17 protein-coding genes and 1 tRNA gene are annotated in these 18328 nt (G+C 61.3%); 11 read left to right on the forward strand and 7 right to left on the reverse strand.

From position 1 onward, the window contains the following. Window positions 1–12: 12 nt before the first annotated feature. Window positions 13–1191 (reverse strand): porin, encoded by a 1179-nt coding sequence (locus P3T17_RS24865; RefSeq protein WP_429409234.1) that lies wholly within the window; start codon window positions 1189–1191, stop codon window positions 13–15. A gap of 668 nt (window positions 1192–1859) precedes the next feature. Here P3T17_RS24865 and P3T17_RS24870 point away from each other — a divergent pair. Together P3T17_RS24870 and P3T17_RS24875 are read left to right on the forward strand one after the other, a co-directional pair. After that, a complete protein-coding gene (locus P3T17_RS24870; protein WP_074263599.1) occupies window positions 1860–2372 on the forward strand; it encodes a cupin domain-containing protein in 513 nt (170 codons plus the stop codon). A gap of 444 nt (window positions 2373–2816) precedes the next feature. Further along, on the forward strand, window positions 2817–4025 hold the full coding sequence (locus P3T17_RS24875; RefSeq protein ID WP_429409235.1) for a porin: 1209 nt from the start codon (window positions 2817–2819) through the stop codon (window positions 4023–4025). 164 nt (window positions 4026–4189) lie between these two features. On the opposite strand, the gene P3T17_RS24880 is transcribed toward P3T17_RS24875, so the two are convergent. Continuing rightward, window positions 4190–4954: a tetratricopeptide repeat protein gene (locus P3T17_RS24880; protein ID WP_074263598.1), complete on the reverse strand. Its 765-nt coding sequence runs from the start codon at window positions 4952–4954 to the stop codon at window positions 4190–4192. A gap of 192 nt (window positions 4955–5146) precedes the next feature. Between P3T17_RS24880 and ribBA the strand changes: the two genes are divergently transcribed. The 4 genes from ribBA to P3T17_RS24900 all read left to right on the forward strand — a co-directional run bounded on the left by ribBA (window position 5147) and on the right by P3T17_RS24900 (window position 8505). Continuing rightward, complete coding sequence (gene ribBA / locus P3T17_RS24885; protein WP_429409236.1) at window positions 5147–6283, forward strand: bifunctional 3,4-dihydroxy-2-butanone-4-phosphate synthase/GTP cyclohydrolase II; 1137 nt, start codon at window positions 5147–5149, stop codon at window positions 6281–6283. A 75-nt stretch (window positions 6284–6358) separates the two neighbouring features. Next, window positions 6359–6877: a 6,7-dimethyl-8-ribityllumazine synthase gene (ribH, locus tag P3T17_RS24890; RefSeq protein WP_074263596.1), complete on the forward strand. Its 519-nt coding sequence runs from the start codon at window positions 6359–6361 to the stop codon at window positions 6875–6877. Beyond that, window positions 6874–7308 carry a transcription antitermination factor NusB gene (nusB, locus tag P3T17_RS24895; RefSeq protein WP_074263595.1) on the forward strand — a complete coding sequence of 145 codons (435 nt, stop codon included), beginning with the start codon at window positions 6874–6876 and terminating at the stop codon, window positions 7306–7308. Before ribH ends, nusB begins: the two co-directional genes overlap by 4 nt. 9 nt (window positions 7309–7317) lie before the next feature. Continuing rightward, window positions 7318–8505 carry a pyridoxal phosphate-dependent aminotransferase gene (locus tag P3T17_RS24900; RefSeq protein WP_429409237.1) on the forward strand — a complete coding sequence of 396 codons (1188 nt, stop codon included), beginning with the start codon at window positions 7318–7320 and terminating at the stop codon, window positions 8503–8505. 88 nt (window positions 8506–8593) lie between these two features. Here the strand turns inward: P3T17_RS24900 and P3T17_RS24905 are convergent, their stop codons facing one another. Continuing rightward, entirely contained in the window at window positions 8594–9748 is a 1155-nt protein-coding gene (locus P3T17_RS24905) for a transglycosylase SLT domain-containing protein (protein WP_074263593.1), read from the reverse strand. A gap of 584 nt (window positions 9749–10332) precedes the next feature. Between P3T17_RS24905 and P3T17_RS24910 the strand changes: the two genes are divergently transcribed. Beyond that, a complete protein-coding gene (locus P3T17_RS24910; RefSeq protein WP_429409238.1) occupies window positions 10333–11901 on the forward strand; it encodes a UbiD family decarboxylase in 1569 nt (522 codons plus the stop codon). A gap of 90 nt (window positions 11902–11991) precedes the next feature. Here P3T17_RS24910 and P3T17_RS24915 read toward each other — a convergent pair whose 3' ends face one another. The 3 genes from P3T17_RS24915 to P3T17_RS24925 form a co-directional block, all read right to left on the reverse strand. After that, window positions 11992–12957 (reverse strand): threo-3-hydroxy-L-aspartate ammonia-lyase, encoded by a 966-nt coding sequence (locus P3T17_RS24915; protein WP_429409239.1) that lies wholly within the window; start codon window positions 12955–12957, stop codon window positions 11992–11994. A gap of 263 nt (window positions 12958–13220) precedes the next feature. Beyond that, window positions 13221–13520: a hypothetical protein gene (locus tag P3T17_RS24920; RefSeq protein WP_074263591.1), complete on the reverse strand. Its 300-nt coding sequence runs from the start codon at window positions 13518–13520 to the stop codon at window positions 13221–13223. 414 nt (window positions 13521–13934) lie between these two features. After that, entirely contained in the window at window positions 13935–14096 is a 162-nt protein-coding gene (locus P3T17_RS24925) for a hypothetical protein (RefSeq protein ID WP_167379372.1), read from the reverse strand. Between the two features lie 251 nt (window positions 14097–14347). Between P3T17_RS24925 and P3T17_RS24930 the strand changes: the two genes are divergently transcribed. The 3 genes from P3T17_RS24930 to P3T17_RS24940 all read left to right on the forward strand — a co-directional run bounded on the left by P3T17_RS24930 (window position 14348) and on the right by P3T17_RS24940 (window position 16387). After that, entirely contained in the window at window positions 14348–15286 is a 939-nt protein-coding gene (locus P3T17_RS24930) for a Rossmann-like and DUF2520 domain-containing protein (protein WP_429409240.1), read from the forward strand. Between the two features lie 77 nt (window positions 15287–15363). Beyond that, window positions 15364–15684, forward strand: coding sequence for an EthD family reductase (locus tag P3T17_RS24935; RefSeq protein ID WP_074263589.1), 321 nt, complete (start codon window positions 15364–15366; stop codon window positions 15682–15684). Window positions 15685–15823: 139 nt separating this feature from the next. Continuing rightward, window positions 15824–16387 carry a YggT family protein gene (locus tag P3T17_RS24940; protein WP_074263588.1) on the forward strand — a complete coding sequence of 188 codons (564 nt, stop codon included), beginning with the start codon at window positions 15824–15826 and terminating at the stop codon, window positions 16385–16387. Window positions 16388–16524: 137 nt separating this feature from the next. On the opposite strand, the gene P3T17_RS24945 is transcribed toward P3T17_RS24940, so the two are convergent. Further along, complete coding sequence (locus tag P3T17_RS24945) at window positions 16525–17406, reverse strand: hypothetical protein (protein ID WP_074263587.1); 882 nt, start codon at window positions 17404–17406, stop codon at window positions 16525–16527. A gap of 686 nt (window positions 17407–18092) precedes the next feature. Here P3T17_RS24945 and P3T17_RS24950 point away from each other — a divergent pair. After that, window positions 18093–18166: transfer RNA gene (locus P3T17_RS24950), tRNA-Gly, on the forward strand. Window positions 18167–18328: the final 162 nt, after the last annotated feature.

Here is an 18328-nt window from a genome sequence, read left to right on the forward strand (position 1 = left end):
CTCAAATTCCAATCAGAAGAAATGACGCAGGCCGATAGTCCCGACAAACTGCGTGGGTCCCGACGAAGGCGTGGTGTTTTGCGAATCGCCGACCACTGCCACCGCGCTGACAATCGAAGTGCCGTTCGACGCCAGCGCGTCCCCGCTGGCGTGCTGATAAGCCTCGAGGAAGTAGATGCAGGTCCGCTTCGAGAACGAATAGGTCTGTTCGAACGAGACCTGGTTATAGCGCGCCGAATCCGAGATGCCGTTCGATTCGCTCGCCCGCGTGTAGCTGTACCCGCCTGCCAGGGCGATTGCTGGCGTCAGCTGGTAGGTTGCGATCGCGCCGTAGGTGTTGAACACGGCCGTCTGCTTGAAAGCCGACACGGTACCCGGGCGATACACCACATTCGAGTAGTTCAACCCGACCATCGCACCACCGAACTTGTACGTGGCCGCCGCGGCTAGCATCTGGTTGCTTTCGGCGCTTGCGTACGCAACGTTGACAGGCGAGTTGTCGGCGACGGTACCCAGCGCCGTGCTGGTGGAGAGATCGTTCAGCCGGATGTAGCCCACCGCGGCCCTGAAACCGCCCATCTCGTATTTGAGCGCCGCGCTCAGCGTATTGCCTTCCGTGAAATCGCCCGCCACACCGCCCAGACCGTACTGCACACTGCCTTGCAGACCGCTGATCAGCGGCGACGTGTAGGTCAGGGAATTGTTGAAGCGCAAGGTGGTGTCGAGTGCGTCGAGGTCGCCCGGATGTGCGCCGGTCGCCCCCGTCAGATAACCCGTCGGACCTAGCGCACCCACGAAGTTGAAGTACGGAGTGTACTGGCGACCTACGGTCAGCGTGCCGTACTGCTGATCGTTAAAACCCACGTAGGCCTGGCGGTTGAATATGTAGCCTGACGAGCCGGAGGCACCCGTCAACGAGTTATAGCCGGCTTCGAGCCGGAAGATCGTCGACAGGCCGCCACCCAGATCTTCCGAACCGAGGAAGCCGAATTTACTCGCGTTCAGGGCGCCCTGGGTCAGGTAGATGTTGTGGTTGCCCTTCTGGTTGCTGCTGTAGGCAATCGCATTATCGATAGCGCCATACAACGTCACGCTGCTCTGGGCCTGTGCGACCAACGGAACCCCCGACGAGACTGCCGCACAAAGTCCTGTCACCATGCCTCGGTAAAGCGCTGCTCGTTTGATACTCATCTCAAGATCTCCGGTTGAATGCCATTACTATTTCGTTAACCTGATTATTTTTTCTTTTCTGCAAGATCGAAAAATCAACGCCAATGCGAGTCTGTTTCCGATCAGTGCTCGTATGGACTCAGTGTGCTGACGAGAGCCGAAATCATCTGGTGCGCAAAACCGCCGACACGACCACCAGGTCGCAAACCGGTTGCATGATCGTGTAGCCAATCTGGAACGCGCCGACCACGTACGAGTACAGCTGCGTCACGCGTGTTGGCATGCGCAACCGGGCTTCCGGGCCGTTACTCGCGCTCAAACCGTCAATACGTGAACCACCACCTGAATTTGTCGGTCATCGTATCTCACCGTTTAGCGCGAAGTAAAGCGTGGATAGTCGGTGTTTACCCACGTTTCAGCTTGCTGGAATTTTCTGCTAGGGAGATCACACGGCACGTCCAAGGATATGCTTATCTCTATGTAGGCAATTCCCTGGCAAACAAAGAACTCAGGCCAATCTCATTTTTTGTTGTATGTCGTCGTATAACTATGAATGGTATGGCAGCAATGGAATCAGGCCAAGCCACTCTCTTGTCCTTTTCAGCCTGTCCTATAGTGTTCTTCGCCCTGCCGTGATTCAACGCGCGACGTGGCACGACGGGCACCCCTGAACAACAAGGAGAGTCTCGATGGCGGGAAACAACATGAGCCGACGCGAACTATTAGCAATGCTGGGAGGAATCGCCCCGTTGCTATTGACCGGAGGAGCCGAAGCCAGTCCGATCGATACCAACCAGACCCTGTACACGCTGCCCGGCGATATCAAATTCACCCCGCAGGACGGCGCTCCACCGCAGAGCGTCGAGAGCGCGTTCCTCTACAGCAATCCGTCGAAGCAAGGCATCTATTACGCGCTGTTACGCTGGCACCCTGGCTACATGAGCGCGCCGCACAGCTACGCCTCGGATCGTCTCTGCGTGGTGTTGTCCGGCACCTGGTGGATCAACAGCGGTGCGGACTTCGATCCCGCACATACAGTCCCGGTGCCAGCCGGCACCTTCGTGCGGCGCATTGCCCGCACCTGGCATTACGACGGTGTCCCACGCGGCGAAGCAGGGCCGGCGACCATCGCCATCTGCGGCATCGGTCCGGTGGACATCCGTCTGGCGGAACCGGATAAGCCTCTCGCGCGGGCCGTATAAACCAGCGCTTCTGATTTCGTTGCGCTCGCAACGACTACGAATCAGCCCTCATCCAGGCGCTCATGCCGCGGGTCGCTGCATGCGGCCCTACGCCTTTCATCGCGCTTACCACGCCGCGACACGACGCCGATTTTGTTGCAAGCGTTGCAAGAATGAGACATCGCGTTGGTTTTGCAACGCGAAACAATCGGGTTTGAACTGCTTTCACCGAACTTTAATCTGGCGACGTCAGCATCACTCGGGCCTGAAAGCATGCGTGTCCCGCGAGCCCGGCGGGACCGGCGAGAACCGCTCTACAAGGTTCGTTCTTGCTCTCGACAGGTTGATCGGAGTGCGAATCTCACAGCGTATGACTTGTGATACGCGCATCGGGTGACCGACACGAATGGATCACGTTCGTTATGCGAGCGATAGATCCATCCTCTAACAACACGTGAAAGACAGATGAAAATGAAAAAGACCTCGGTGGCTCTTCTGGCGCTCGGCGCATTTGCCGGCGCTGCACACGCACAAAGCAGCGTGACCCTGTACGGCATCGTCGACACAGGTATCCTCATCAACAACAACGTCAAAGGCTTGCACGAGTACGCACTCTCGCAAGCAACCTCGTCGCGCTGGGGCCTGAAAGGCACAGAAGACCTGGGTGGCGGTCTGTCGGCGATCTTCGACCTGGAAAACGGCTACACCACGGGCACGGGCGCACTGTCCCAAGGTGGCCTGGAATTCGGCCGTAAAGCATTCGTCGGTTTGAGCAGCAAACAGTTCGGTACGTTGACGGCCGGCCGTCAGTACTCGGTCAGCAATGACTACACCGCCAGCTTCGCGTCGGGCGCCGACTGGGCCGCTTCGGGCCTCGGCTACGGCACGCGCGCAAGCGACGTCGACAACGTCGATACGTCGAACCGCATCCAGAACTCGCTCAAGTACGAAAGCCCGAATTACAACGGTCTGCAAGTGGGCTTGCTGTACAGCCTGGGCGGTGTGGCAGGCAACTTCTCGCAGAACTCGATCTGGGACGCGTCGATCGCTTACTCGAATGGCCCGATCAGCCTCGGCGCAGGCTATACGTTCGTGAAGGATCCGTACTACTCGTTCTTCGGCAACCAGGGCAATTCGTCGACACCGTCGACTGCGGTTTCGTCGAGCGCAAACGACAACATGAACAACAAGATCTTCGGCGGCTACGCTTCGGCGGGTTCGCAGCAGATCATCGTGGCGGGCGGTTCGTACGCACTCGGACCGGCAACTATCGGCCTGCTGTACTCGAACACGCAATTCCAGAACCTGGGTTCGGTCACGGCCGTCGGTCAGATCACTCCCGCTCCGAAGTACGAGGGCGGCACGGCAACGTTCAACTCGGGTGAAATCAACCTGAAGTACCAGGTGAACCCGGCTCTGCTGCTGGCAGGCGCCTATATCTACACGCACAACGGCGGCGCGGACAACGTGGGCAGCGCGAAGTACAACCAGTTCAACCTGGGCGCAATCTACTCGCTGTCGAAGCGCACGTCGCTGTATGCAATCGGCTTCTACGAAACGGCTTCGGGTGTCGACTCGACAGGCAAGGCAGCCGTTGCCGACCTGAACGGCAGCGCCTACTCGGCCGACAAGCACCAGCTCGCCGGTATCTTCGGCATCACCCACAAGTTCTAAGCGGGTGATCCGGCCGCTCTCTGGCGGCCGGTCAGTCTGAACAAGCTGATACCAGGCCTGGCTTTGTCAGTACCTGGACATGGACACCCTTGGCGACCTTGCCACGACGGTGTCCATTTATTTTTTGTCCCCAGCTGATCCTGCTAGCCGGCGCCCTCTCGTCATCACCGCGAGGGCGCCGCAGCCAACGCGGCCTGGGCGCGCTGCAACCATTCGCGGTTGTGCTCCTTCGCATGCCTCGGCCAGTGCCTTGCGTCCTGCGCAATATCTGCGTACAGGCTCATGGCCCGTTGACGATCCGCCTGATCGCCTTGCTTTACCAGCCAGTCGGCAAACAGACATCGCGGCGCCGCATCGCTGGCACAGGCCAGCGATTGCTCGAACGCGGCGCGCGTGCCGGGTGCATCGAGCGCAGCGAGGGTCCGCGCATAGAGCAAGGCCGGCTCGGGCTGCTGACGCGCCTGCGGATTGGCTTCGAACAGCCGCGCGAGGCTGGCGTCCGCCGCCGCATGCTGGCCAACTGAGAATTGCGCTTTTGCCATGCCCAATAACAGCGCGGGATCCGTGGCAAACGGACCGCTCGCCGCAGCCTGATAGTGCTGCAGTGCTTCGCCGGGCTGCCCGGCCTCCAGCAACGCCGCACCAAGCCGCATCCGATGCTCGACGGTAGGCGCACGATCGAAGTTATCGCGCGCCTCGCGCACCGCGCGATTGGGATCCACCAGTTGCGAAATGGCGCGCGTAGCGGCCCGGCCGCTGCGCGACTGGCGCAGACTTGGCAGATAGATTGCAAAGAGATACACCAGGCTGCCGAGCAGCGGGAAGGCGAACAGCAGCAACAGCCAATACATATTCTGGTTAGTGCGCACCACATGCACAGCAAAAAACAGCGCAATGATGACGTGAATACCAATTCCGAAAAATGACATGTTGATTCGACTTGTGACCAGGTAAGACCACAGTCTACCTAAGACGGCGCGGGCAATGGCCCGACCAGGCTCGCCGCTTTACAGCACCTTTCAGCCCGTGCCGCCACCCGCCAAACGGACTATCCCATTCGCCGCAACGACGCGGACCCGCGCGTGGCGTAAAATACGCGCTTTCCCGAAATTCTCGCCACCATGACGCTCGCCTCCACCCTTGAGATCATCGCCGAACTGAAAGCCGGCCGGATGGTGATACTCGTCGACGAAGAAGACCGCGAAAACGAGGGCGACCTCGTGATTGCGGCCGAATTCGTCACGCCGGAAGCGATCAACTTCATGGCCCGCTACGGCCGCGGCCTCGTCTGCCTGACGCTGACGCAGGAGCGCTGCAAGCAGCTGAACCTGCCGCTGATGACATACCGCAACGGCACCCAGTACGGCACGGCCTTCACGGTCAGCATCGAAGCGGCTGAAGGCGTCACCACGGGCATTTCGGCGGCCGACCGGGCCCGCACGATCCTCGCCGCCGTCGCGCACGACGCACGGCCCGAGCATATCGTTCAGCCTGGTCACGTATTTCCGATCATGGCCCAGCCCGGCGGCGTGCTGGTGCGCGCCGGCCATACCGAGGCCGGCTGCGATTTCACGGCGCTCGCGGGGCTGACGCCCGCCGCGGTGATCTGCGAGATCATCAAGGACGATGGCACGATGGCGCGCCTGCCGGACCTGATCGCGTTCGCCGACGAACACAAGCTGAAAATCGGCACGATCGCCGATCTGATCCATTACCGCAGCCGCACGGAATCGATCGTCGAGCGTATCTGCGAGCGCACCATGCAGACCGCGCACGGCCCGTTCCGTGCGGTGATGTACCTCGACCAGCCGAGCGGCCAGCCGCATATCGCGCTGGTGCGCGGCAAGCCCACGCCGGACCAGGAAACGCCGGTGCGGGTGCACGAGCCGCTATCGGTGCTGGATCTGCTCGAAGTCGGCGCGTCGACCCACTCGTGGACGCTCGACGCCGCGATGAAAGAGATCGCCCAACGTGATCTCGGCGTGGTCGTGCTGCTGAACTGCGGCGACTCAAAAGATCATCTGATCGATGTCTTCAAGGCGTTCGATTCGAAGGACAAGGCCGATGCGCTCAAGCGCCGTCCGGTCGACTTCAAAACCTACGGCATCGGCGCGCAGATTTTGCGCGAGCTCGGTGTCGGCAAGATGCAGGTGCTGTCGAACCCGCGCAAGCTGGGCAGCATGTCGGGCTACGGTCTCGAAGTCACAGGCTTCGTGCCGATGCCGGGCTGCCCTTCCCAGGCGCCGCAGACGCCCTGACCGGCACTCGCAACGCAAGCCTGATCCGACCATTCACGCGCCCTGGCGCTCACTCAAACACACTACGGACTCACTATGGAAATCGGACAATACCAACCGAACCTCGACGGCGACGGACTGCGTATCGGCATCGTCCAGGCGCGCTTTAACGAGCCCGTCTGCAATGGCCTCGCGGATGCATGCATCGAAGAACTCGAACGCCTTGGCGTTACCGGCGAAGACGTACTGCTCGTCACGGTGCCCGGCGCACTTGAAATCCCGCTGGCGCTGCAAAAGCTCGCTGAAAGCGCGCAATTCGACGCACTGATCGCGCTCGGCGCGGTGATTCGCGGCGAGACATACCACTTCGAACTGGTGTCGAACGAAAGCGGCGCCGGCATCACGCGCGTCGGCCTCGACTTCGGCATTCCGGTGGCGAACGCCGTGCTGACGACCGAAACCGACGAGCAGGCGGTCGCACGCATGACCGAAAAGGGTCGCGACGCTGCACGCGTGGCCGTCGAAATGGCGAATCTCGCGGTCGCGCTCGAACAACTCGGCGGCGACGATGACGACGAGGAAGAAGACGAGGACGACGAAGAGGCACAGGCATGAAGAGCGCTCGCCGACGTTCCCGCGAACTGGCCACGCAGGGGCTGTATCAGTGGCTGCTGTCGGGCGCGCCCGGCGGCGAGATCGACGCGCAGCTGCGCGGCGCGCAAGGATTCGACAAGGCCGATCTCGAGCATCTGAACGCGCTGCTGCACGGCGTGATCCGCGACTCGGAAGCGCTGTCGGCCGACCTCACGCCGTGCCTAGACCGCCCCATCGATCAGCTCTCGCCGGTCGAGCGCGCGGTGCTGCTCGTCGCAGCGTATGAGCTGAAGAATCACGTCGATATTCCGTACCGGGTTGTGATCAACGAGGCCGTCGAACTCGCCAAGACGTTTGGTGGCGCGGACGGCTACAAGTACGTCAACGGCGTGCTGGACAAGCTGTCGGCGCAGTTGCGCGTTGCCGAAACCCAGGCCAACCGCAAGCAATAAGATGCCTGTATGAACTCCGTGACCGAACCACTGGTGCGGCTTGCTGCACGCGTCGACGCCATCCAGCCTTTCTATGTGATGGAGCTGGCGAAAGAAGCCGCCCTGCTGGAGCGCGAAGGACGCAACATCATCCATATGGGAATCGGCGAGCCCGATTTCACTGCGCCCGAGCCGGTCATCGAAGCGGCCGCGAACGCGATGCGCCGTGGCGTCACGCAATACACCAGCGCGCTTGGCCTGCACTCGCTGCGCGAGGCGATCGCCGGGCATTATGCGCAGGCCTATGGCATCAGCGTCGATCCGGCGCGCATCGTGGTCACCGCGGGCGCTTCGGCTGCATTGCTGCTGGCGTGTGCGGCACTGGTCGACCGCGACGATGAAGTGCTGATGCCCGATCCGTGCTATCCGTGCAACCGGCACTTTGTTGCCGCCATGGAAGGCAAACCCGTGTTGGTGCCGAGCGGTCCTGCGGAGCGCTTCCAGTTGACCGCGGCTGATGTCGAAAGCCTATGGAACGAACGGACGCGCGGTGTGCTGCTGGCGTCGCCGTCCAACCCCACCGGCACGTCTATCGAGCCCGCGGAATTGAAGCGCATCGTCGAAGCGGTTCGTGCGCGCGGCGGCTTCACGATTGTCGACGAGATCTATCAGGGCCTGAGCTACGGCGCGCCGCCGGTTTCGGCGTTGTCGTACGGCGAAGATGTGATCACCGTCAACAGTTTCTCGAAGTACTTCAACATGACCGGCTGGCGTCTCGGCTGGCTCGTCGTGCCGCCGTCGATGGTCGGCGCATTCGAGAAGCTCGCGCAAAACCTGTTTATCTGTGCGTCGGCGCTGGCCCAGCACGCGGCACTCGCCTGCTTCGAACCGGACACCCTGGCAATCTACGAAGCACGCCGCCTGGAGTTTAAGCGCAGGCGCGACTTCATCGCCCCAGCGCTCGAAACGCTCGGCTTCTCAGTGCCGGTGATGCCGGACGGCGCGTTCTACGTCTACGCGGATTGCACTCATGTGACCCACGCTGCAGCTGGCGACAGCGCGGCACTCACCAAAGCCATGCTGCACGACGCAGGCGTCGTGCTGGTGCCGGGGATGGATTTCGGCAATCACGCGCCGCGCTCGTATATCCGCCTGTCTTACGCCACGGCGTATTCGAAGCTCGAAGAGGCGGTCGAGCGCCTGCGCGGATTCTTTTGATTCTGCCCAGCGTCAGCGTCAGCGTCAGACCATAAAAAAAGGCACCCTCGGGTGCCTTTCCTTTTGGTCCTGCTTTGCTTTTACGACTTCAGGCGCCCAGCTCCGGCGACGCTGCATGCTTGGTCGCAGTCTCGGCGTCATCCTGCTCGGGGGCCTTCACCGGCGTCGTGGCAGTCAACGGATGCGCTGCATCGAGCGTCACCTGAACACGCTTGGCCGGAGCGGCTCCCGCAGCCGGCGCCGGCGTCACTGACGCGGTCGTCGTAACCGGTGCTTGCGGTGCGTTGATCGGCACCTTGCGGCCGCGCGCCACGTCACGCAGACGGCCGCGCTCAGCCACCACCTTAGCGCCGTAGCCACCGTCGTCCTGGGTGCTAGAGCCTACGTAGAGACGCAGCCCACCCGGCAGTGAACCGCCGCGTGCAATGCAATCCTTGAGCACGAGCGCCCCAACCTTGATGTTGGCGAACGGATCGAGTGCGGCACTCTGGCCGCCGAAATACTGGAATTTGTCCGAATGTACCTTCGACATCACCTGCATCAGACCCTGCGCGCCTACACCGCTTTCGGCATACGGGTTGAAACCCGATTCGATCGCCATCACGGAGAGCAGCAGCAGCGGGTCGAGGCCGACTTCACGGCCGGTATCGAACGCAGCCTTCACGAGTTCGCTGACAGGTTCCTGGGCGACGTGATAGCGCCGCGCCAGGTAGTTCGCCACCAGATCCTGCTCGCGCGTCGAGACCAGCACGCGGTCGTCACGTGCGTCAGCGGCAACGCGTTGCGAAGGAATCAGGTGTGCCAGCGCGCTGATGCTTTGCACGGAATGCGGGTCGAGCGTGTTGACAGCTGCGACGCTGAGGCCGCTGGTGCCACTGCCGTCAAAGGCGCCGTCATAGCTTGTGTTGCTGCTGGTAGCGCCGTTGCTGACGTCGCCGCCAACGGAATTGGCGGACAGCGAATCGTCGGACGACGACACCCCGGAGGGCGCGAACGACGGTAGCGGATTGCCCTGCAACAGACGGGCGGGGCCGGCCTGCACAGCAGCGGAAATGACCGGCATCAACTTTGCGGCCAAGGTGCCGCGCCAGGTCGGCATCAGCCACAGCGCGACTGCCAGCAGGATGGCGGAACCGCCAACAATGCTGAACAGATGATGACTCATACGCGTACCGCGACGTAAGACTGCGCGTAAGCCTTGCGCAAGTCGTTCGTCGGGACGCCACGATAACCAGGCGTTCATTCAGATCTCCCATCTTGCATGCTCTGCGAACCCCACCGGTCGAGCCGGCATCAAATCACGTTCGCAGAGTCAAGACGTCGCGTGCTCTGGTTAGGGCAGCTGCGGCGTCGGGAATACGGCATAAACCGTCGGTGGGGAGCCATCTCGAAACTGCTCGGCGCCGTGCTTAAAAAACACGCACGCAGAGGCTCCCACGCGAAAAACCAGCGTCAGATTGCGCTGGCGAGGACTGCAAAAAAGACCGTCAAATACCGTGCAGGGGGGTCGGTAAGCGGTGACGCGTTGCGTCGTAAGGACCGGGGGCGGAGGTAAAAAGGTTCACGCCCTGCAACCAATGTGACCGGATTCTAGCAGGGTTTAATAGATCGTCAACACTATAGACAGGCAAATGTATAACTAATTGTAATAACGAACAGTGTTCAGCGTGTGGAAAGCCGCGCGCTGCGCGCCTCTTGGGTCAGTTACAGTTTTCGGTCCGCAACGTACGGTAACCAACGCAGGTAAAATCGACAATCGATCCCGCGCGGCGATTGCCTGTCGCGCCCCACTTTCCCGCCGCGCTGCGCGGCCCCAATCCCGACCAGATGAAATACAAAGACCTGCGCGACTTCGTCGGCCGTCTCGAAACGCTAGGCGAGTTGCGCCGTATCCCGCAAAACGTTTCGCCCATCCTGGAAATGACCGAACTGTGCGACCGCGTGCTGCGCGCCGGCGGCCCGGCGTTGTTGTTTGAGAGCCGGCAAAGCCACGCGTTCCCGGTGCTCGGCAACCTGTTCGGCACGCCGCGGCGGGTTGCGCTTGGCATGGGCATCAACTCAGGCGAACAGGACGGCGATAGCGCGGCACTGGAGTCGCTGCGCGACGTCGGGCGTCTGCTCTCCGCCCTCAAGGAGCCGGAGCCGCCCAAGGGCCTCAGGGACGCCGGCAAACTGTTCTCGCTCGCCAAGGCAGTTTGGGACATGGCGCCGAAGACTGTAAGCAGCCCGCCTTGCCAGGAAATCGTCTGGGAAGGCGCCGATGTGGATCTCGCAAAGCTGCCGATTCAGACCTGCTGGCCGGGAGACGCCGGCCCGCTGATCACCTGGGGACTGACCGTTACGCGCGGCCCAAACAAGAGCCGCCAAAATCTAGGCATTTATCGCCAGCAGCTGATCGGGCGTAACAAACTCATCATGCGCTGGCTTGCGCATCGCGGCGGCGCGCTCGATTTTCGCGAGTTCGCGCTGCAGAATCCCGGCAAACCGTATCCGGTCGCTGTCGTGCTCGGCGCCGATCCGGCCACCATCCTCGGCGCGGTCACGCCGGTGCCCGATACGCTCTCGGAATACCAGTTCGCCGGCCTGCTGCGTGGCGGCCGCACCGAGCTCGCGAAGTGCATCACGCCCGGCGTCGACACGCTGCAAGTGCCGGCGCGCGCGGAGATCGTTCTGGAAGGGTTTATCTATCCGCAGGAAGGCGCGCCTGCGCCGGCTCCCGCAGGTGCGCCGCCGCGGCCCTCGAAAGGTGCGAGCGCTACCTATGAACACGCGCTCGAAGGTCCCTACGGCGATCACACTGGCTACTACAACGAACAGGAGTGGTTCCCCGTGTTCACCGTCGAGCGCATCACGATGCGACGCGACGCAATCTACCACTCCACCTACACCGGCAAACCGCCCGATGAACCGGCCGTGCTCGGCGTCGCACTCAATGAAGTGTTCGTGCCGTTGCTGCAGAAGCAGTTCGCCGAAATCACCGACTTCTATCTCCCGCCCGAGGGCTGCAGCTACCGGATGGCCATCGTGCAGATGAAGAAAAGTTACCCCGGCCATGCCAAACGGGTGATGTTCGGCGTGTGGAGTTTCTTGCGACAATTCATGTACACGAAGTTCATCGTCGTGGTCGACGAGGACGTGAATATCCGCGACTGGAAAGAGGTGATCTGGGCCATCACGACGCGTATCGATCCGGTGCGCGATACGGTGCTGGTGGATCGCACACCGATCGACTATCTGGATTTCGCCTCGCCGGTGGCGGGACTCGGTTCGAAGATGGGTCTCGACGCCACCAACAAATGGCCGGGCGAAACTGATCGAGAGTGGGGCCGCCCCATCGAGATGGACGCTGCGGTGAAGCAGCGTATCGACACGTTGTGGGGCGAACTGGGTCTGTAGTTAGGCGCGCTCGTCGGACCGTGGATTGGGCGCGTGGCCTGGGTCCATCACTTAAGTCCGTAACTTGCGGACTTAGCTTTGGTCCTTAGCTCACGCAAGAAACTGCGCGAGGCGCGCCAGATCCACATTGCCGCCGCTGATCAGCACGCCAACCCGCTTGCCCTTCACCGGGACAATGCCGTTCATCACGGCGGCCGCGGCGAGGCAACCCGTCGGCTCGGTGACGATCTTCATGCGCTGCGCGAAAAAGCGCATCGTCTCGATCAGTTGCGCATCCGTCACCGTCACGATCTGCTCCGCCAGGCGCTGGATGATCGGGAACGTGTAAGCGCCCAGGTGTGGAGTCGCGGCGCCATCGGCGATGGTTTGCGGCACGTCGATGTGCACGATCTCACCGCGAGCCAACGATTGCTGGCCATCGTTGCCGGCCTCCGGCTCGACGCCGATCACCTTGCATTGCGGACTCAACTCGGCTGCCGCGAGCGCGCTGCCGGAAAGCAATCCGCCGCCGCCGAGACACACAAACAGCAGATCGAGCGGACCGGTTTCCTCGAACAGTTCTTTCGCCGCCGTGCCCTGCCCTGCGATGACGTGCGGATGATCGTACGGCGGGATCAGCGTCATGCCGCGCTCTTTCGCGAGGCGCCGGCCTATCTCTTCGCGGTTCTCTTTATAGCGGTCGTAAATGATCACTTCGCCGCCGTAGCCCTGGGTGGCGGCAACCTTCGCCGCAGGCGCGTCGTGCGGCATGAGAATTGTTGCATGGATTCCCGCGAGACGTGCCGACAGTGCAATCGCCTGAGCGTGATTGCCCGACGAAAACGTCACGACGCCAGCGTCCCGCTGCACGTAGTCGAAGTGCGAGATCGCGTTATAGGCACCGCGAAACTTGAACGCACCCATGCGCTGAAAATTTTCGCATTTGAAGAAAATCGACGCACCGGTCCGTTCGTTGGCCGTGGTGGACGTCAGAACCGGCGTGCGATGCGCGACGCCCTCGAGCCGCGCAGCGGCATCGACGACATCGACATACGTGGGAGCGGGAAGCGCTTGCATTGGCGGGACACTCCAGAGCGGTGAAATAAGCAGGCATTCTCCCAGCTTCAGCCGCACTATGGAATGCACGAGGGCGACGTCAGCGCCTCGCCCGATGTCCAACGAATTCGCAAAAGAGGCGTAGCGCCGCGCAAATGAAAACGGCGTGATGCAGGCAACCGAGCCCGCATCACGCCGTTTAGCTGTTTCACCAACCTTCGATAAACATTTGAGCCACGAACTACGTCGAAGTCAAACTGCGACGCATCCCGGGAGCGCGTTTATCAATAGTGGTGATAGCCACCGTGGCCATAGCCGCCGTGACCATAATAACCACGCCCGTAGTATCCACGATGGTAGTACGGGTGACCGTAGTAGCCGTAGCCACCACCCACCACAACGACCGGCGGCGGAGCATAGACGGGCGGCGGTGCGTAGTACACCGGCGGCGGCGCCGCATAAACCGGATAGGCCGGAGCCACCGGAATGCCGATCCCGATACCGACGGACACATGCGCCTCGGCAGCAGAGGCAAAGCCAACACCAAGCGCAGCGGCAACAACAAGCGGAATGATCTTTTTCACTTTTCTTCTCCAAGCGCGGCCGGATGACCGTGTCGCATGACATGCATGCTATGGAATTGAATGTATCGAAAAAGGACCCGCATAGCTGTTCGCATTTGTTGCAAATTGCAATCGGTGTAGACGAGCCGTAATTCGCCGCAACGGGTAAACGTGTGAGCACTCATGCACACCCTGCCCGCAACATCTCGGAAACCAAGGGTTTGCGCCGGATCGCCCACCGGCAAACTCCACTTTTACCGGCCAGCAGTCTGGGAAATCCCCAGCAGCGGTAATCTTTAATTACAAATTCACTTCAATCACGTTCAGGTTGAAGGCTGACCGAAACAAACACATAACGCTCAAAGCGCATCGCCGCTCACAAAACGAAAATGCCCGGCTCACGGCCGGGCATTTTTTACCCATAGGGACAAATCTTCAACCCACCTTGACGTAGGTAAATTCGCGTATGACATTCGGCGGCACATAGGCACCGCTGATTTTGACACGTGGCGTCAGGCGCTTTTTTTGATCCCACCAGCGGCGCCGCTGCGAATGAGTCAAGAACCGCAAGTGCTTTCGGTAAGAAAAGATGCTCATGGTGACCTCCCGAATCAGACTGCGAGACAGAAAACTCCAACCCCTCACTTCATCGACCAAATTCATTGTGAGCAGTTTCCGGGCCTGCAGGGGTCGCGCGGGCAAATGTGCCGCCGGCCAAACCATATGGCACGAAATTTAATCTGAGGAAAGGTTTCGCGCAGTGCACCGCCAACCCGCCGTCTCGCGAGCGACAATTGAATGCGCGATACTCCAGCTTTCCGTTCATCGTGCCGTCCGGAGCAGTCACCATGTCCCAGCCGTCCATGCCGCGTCTCGGCTTCATCGGCGCAGGGCGCCTTGCGCGCTGCCTTGCGCTCGGCTTCGCCCGCGCCGGCTATGCGGTCACCGCGGTGGCCAGCCGCACGCCTCAATCGGCACGCCAGCTCGCCGCCCAGATCGACCAGTGCGCGGCGTACGACATCCCCCAAGAGGTTGTCGACGCCGCCGATATCGTCTTTTTAACCGTTCCCGACGATAGCATCGGTTCGACGGCGAACACTTTGCGCTTTGATTGCGCGCCGCAAGCCGCTGGGCGCGTGCGCGCGCTGGTGCATTGCAGTGGCGCCTCACCGGTGGATCTGCTCGCGGCAGCCGGGGCGCAGGGTGCGTCGATAGGTGGTTTTCACCCACTCTACCTGTTTAGCGGCGATCTCGCAGATATCGAGCGCATCGCCGGCTGCTCGGTGACCATCGAGGCCGACGGCGCACTGAAAGACGCGCTGACTGCGCTCGCGCTGGCGTTGCGCTGCCACCCACTGTCGATTCCACCGGGCACGCGCATGCTTTACCACGGCGCCGCCCACTACGCTGCCAGCTTCGCCTTGTGCGGCCTCGCCGAATGCGTCGCCCTGTGGCGCACCCTCGGCTTCGCGGAGGACGACGCGCTGCGCGCGCTCCTGCCGATGCTGGCCGGCACGATCCAAACGGCCCGTGAAAAGGGCTTGCCGGGCGCCCTCGCCGGCCCTGTGTCACGCGGCGATGCGGGCGTCGTGCGCAAGCAGCTCGAACTGTTCGAAACGCTCGGCGGCGACCATGCGGCGCTGTACGGCCTGATGAGCCGGCGCGCGATTGCACTCGCGCGGCGCCGGGCTACGCCGCCGGCCGCCATCGACGCAATCGCCGACGCCGTTGAAGAATCGCTCGGACGGTCGCTGAATCAGGCGCCGGCTGGTACTAGCGTCAACTAAGCCGTGATAATGTGACGTCCGGCGCAGCGCGCAATCCGCCAGCGCCTCGCACCGGGACCAACCGACGAGAACACATAATGATCAAGGTCAGCATCCTCTATCCGTATCGAGAAAACGGCCGCTTCGACATGGACTACTACTGCGGCACGCACATGCCGCTGGCCGCGAAGCTGTTCGGCGCGGCACTCAAAGGCTGGTCCGTCGACGCCGGCATCAACGCCGGGCCGCCGGGCACGCCGCCACCCTTCGTCGCGGCGGGGCATTTTCTGTTTGATACGCTCGAGGCGTTCTACACGGTATTCAAGCCAGCGTCCGAAACACTGCTCGCCGACATTCCGAACTACACCGACGGCGGCAACGGCTCGATCCTGATCAGCGAAATCAAGGTAACGGTGTAACTCATCGCGGTGTGGCCCGGTCTCTGCCGCGCCAGCTCGCAGTATGCAAACTGATAAACACGTCGGCGCGCCCATAGCGGCGTGCCGACGCCCGGCGGCCGGTTCGCACCGGCCGCTACCCTGAAGGAAAGGACACGAGATGTTCGGCGATATCGCCCGTTTTCTGCTCAATACCGTTTTCACGTTGTTCGGCGCGGCATTGCTGTTGCGCGCATGGCTGCAGGTCGTCCGTCTGCCGCCGTACAACCCGGTCTCGAACGCCGTCATGCATGCCACCAATTGGATCGTGCTGCCGCTGCGCCGGATCGTGCCCAGTACCCGCCGCATCGATTGGGCGAGCATTCTCGCCGCGCTGATCGCAGCGGTCGTGTATGTGATGCTGATGGTGGCCGTGACCGGCGTCGATCCGCTCGCGCTGTGGCCCACGCTGCTGATCGTCGCACTGCTGACGGTGATCAAGTGGGGGCTCAACCTGATCATCTGGCTGACGATCCTGATGGCGCTGCTGTCGTGGCTCAACCCGCGCTCGCCGGCAATGCCGATTCTGTTTCAGCTCACCGCGCCATTTCTGAATCCGTTGCGCCGCGTGGTGCCGAACCTGGGCGGCATCGACCTGTCGCCGATCCTGTTGTTTGTGATCGTGCAGGTGCTGTTGATGGTCGTGACGCGAGCCGCTGTGCAACTGACGTATTTCGTGATCTGAGCGGCGAGTGCGGGCGCGGTTGTTGGCCGCGTCCGCCTCTGCATGTGTAGACCTCAGAACCGGTAGCCGTGAGCGGTCCCGATGAGGCGAGCGCCGCCTGTCTGACGCGACGGCGGCGGCGTTATTTCATGCTGCTTTTATTGCGGCGACACCTGGCCATAAGCGACGGCCGAGTTGTCCGACGAGTGGATCACGTAGAGGATCGAGCGTGCGTACAACGTGCTGCCCGAGATCGGCAGAAACACAATTGCCGCGTTGCCCGAAAGCGTCTTGCCCGGAGTTGCGCAGGCTGCGGCCGTGCCGGTCGTGAGGCTCAACGAGTAGAGATTCTGACTCGAGCCTGCACTCGTCAGCAGCAGCGTGCCGGTGACCGGGCAGCTGCTCAACGTGCCGGTGACGGCGCCGCTGCTATCGACCGTGATCGAGGAGTTGGTCTCCGCCCACGTCCCCACTACGGATGCCTGCGTCACAGCGAGAGCGTTCGCGGGATCGTAGGTCCACGACAGATTGACCGTGCTGCTGTTAGCGACAAAGCTGCCACTGAATGCCTGATTGGCCGTGAACGTCCCCGAGCCCGAGGTGGTCGCGTAGAAGAAGGGCTGCAGAAACTGGACGCCCGAGGTCAACGTCCACGTCGTGCTGGTCGGCGAGATGACGCCGAAGAACTGCGACACGGGGAGCGTGAGAACCGTGCTCAGATACGAAATGTTGTTTTGCGCATCGATGAAGGCGGTGGTTTTGTCGCCGCTCGCGTTCGCCGTCCAGATCCCCTGCAGACCGTTGCCGGTTGCCGCGGTCGAGCCGGCTTGCGGGCTCGTCAGACTTGGCAGCGTTTCGCCGTTGACGGTAGGCGTCGATGCCGCCACCGGAGCGCTGGCGACCGGCGCGCTGGCCGCCGAAGGTGATGAAGCACTGGTCGCGGCAGGCGTCGTCGACGAACCGGAACCCCCACCGCCCCCGCAAGCGGTCAGAACAAGCGATGCAACAAGAGACAACGCCAATAGTGGTTTGTTTTTCATATCTGTTTGTTTTATCCAGGCGAGCACGGGCTCTCACGTCCGCAATCTCACGCCATTAGTTAGATTTGACCTCGATTTTTCCTGCTAGCACGTGCTCTCGGAATTACTTCTCGATCTGCTTGACAGGTTTCTTCAAACGGATCCATGTAATTTTTTGAAAGGGTGCTGAAGATGTATACGGCACGGTTTTCGCTATCTTTAGTTACGATGCGAGTATTTTTCTGCGAATCCGGGTGAACGTGGATTGGGGTGACGCGGAATGGTGAGCGCTTTGGGATAGGGGCTAGCGCGTTGATCTGCGGCGCTCGAAGGCTTGTTTGTTCATCGGCGATATATCTATGCGCTTTAGGTAGATATTTGACTTTTCGGATGTTGTGCGCCTGTCATGCTTGACTGAAAGACAGCAATCAGTTAGTGCTTCAGATAAATTAGCTCGTTAGCTTCAAGATTAATCATTTGGCATAATAGTGCTTGCGCTAGTGGGATATTCATTTAGTAAAACGAATTGATACGGATTCGGGAGCGGTGATAGATCTCATTTGGATAATTCTCGAAGTACCGCGTTAAGACTTTGAATTTCCGGCCAATTCCTGCGGCCACCAGGCTCGGATGGGATCCACGCGCCCGTCACCCTACCGCCCCGCATTTGCCTAAACACCCCAAACCCGCGTAAAATGGCGCGCTCTGCGGGCGTCGTATAATGGTAATACCCTAGCTTCCCAAGCTAGAGCCGTGGGTTCGATTCCCATCGCCCGCTCCACATTCAGCTGACCCTCAGCGGAATTCCAGCACGAGAGCCGCCTCCACGAAGGCGGCTTTTTTGTACTGGCCGTACTGACGGGACGGCGGTCACTGTCGGCTATCGATGCAGTCGCGCCTTCCGGTGCACGCAACGCCGCCCATACCGCCTTGACCTTGCCGC

This window comes from Paraburkholderia sp. GAS82, assembly GCF_050436285.1.
Lineage (GTDB): Bacteria > Pseudomonadota > Gammaproteobacteria > Burkholderiales > Burkholderiaceae > Paraburkholderia > Paraburkholderia phenazinium_B.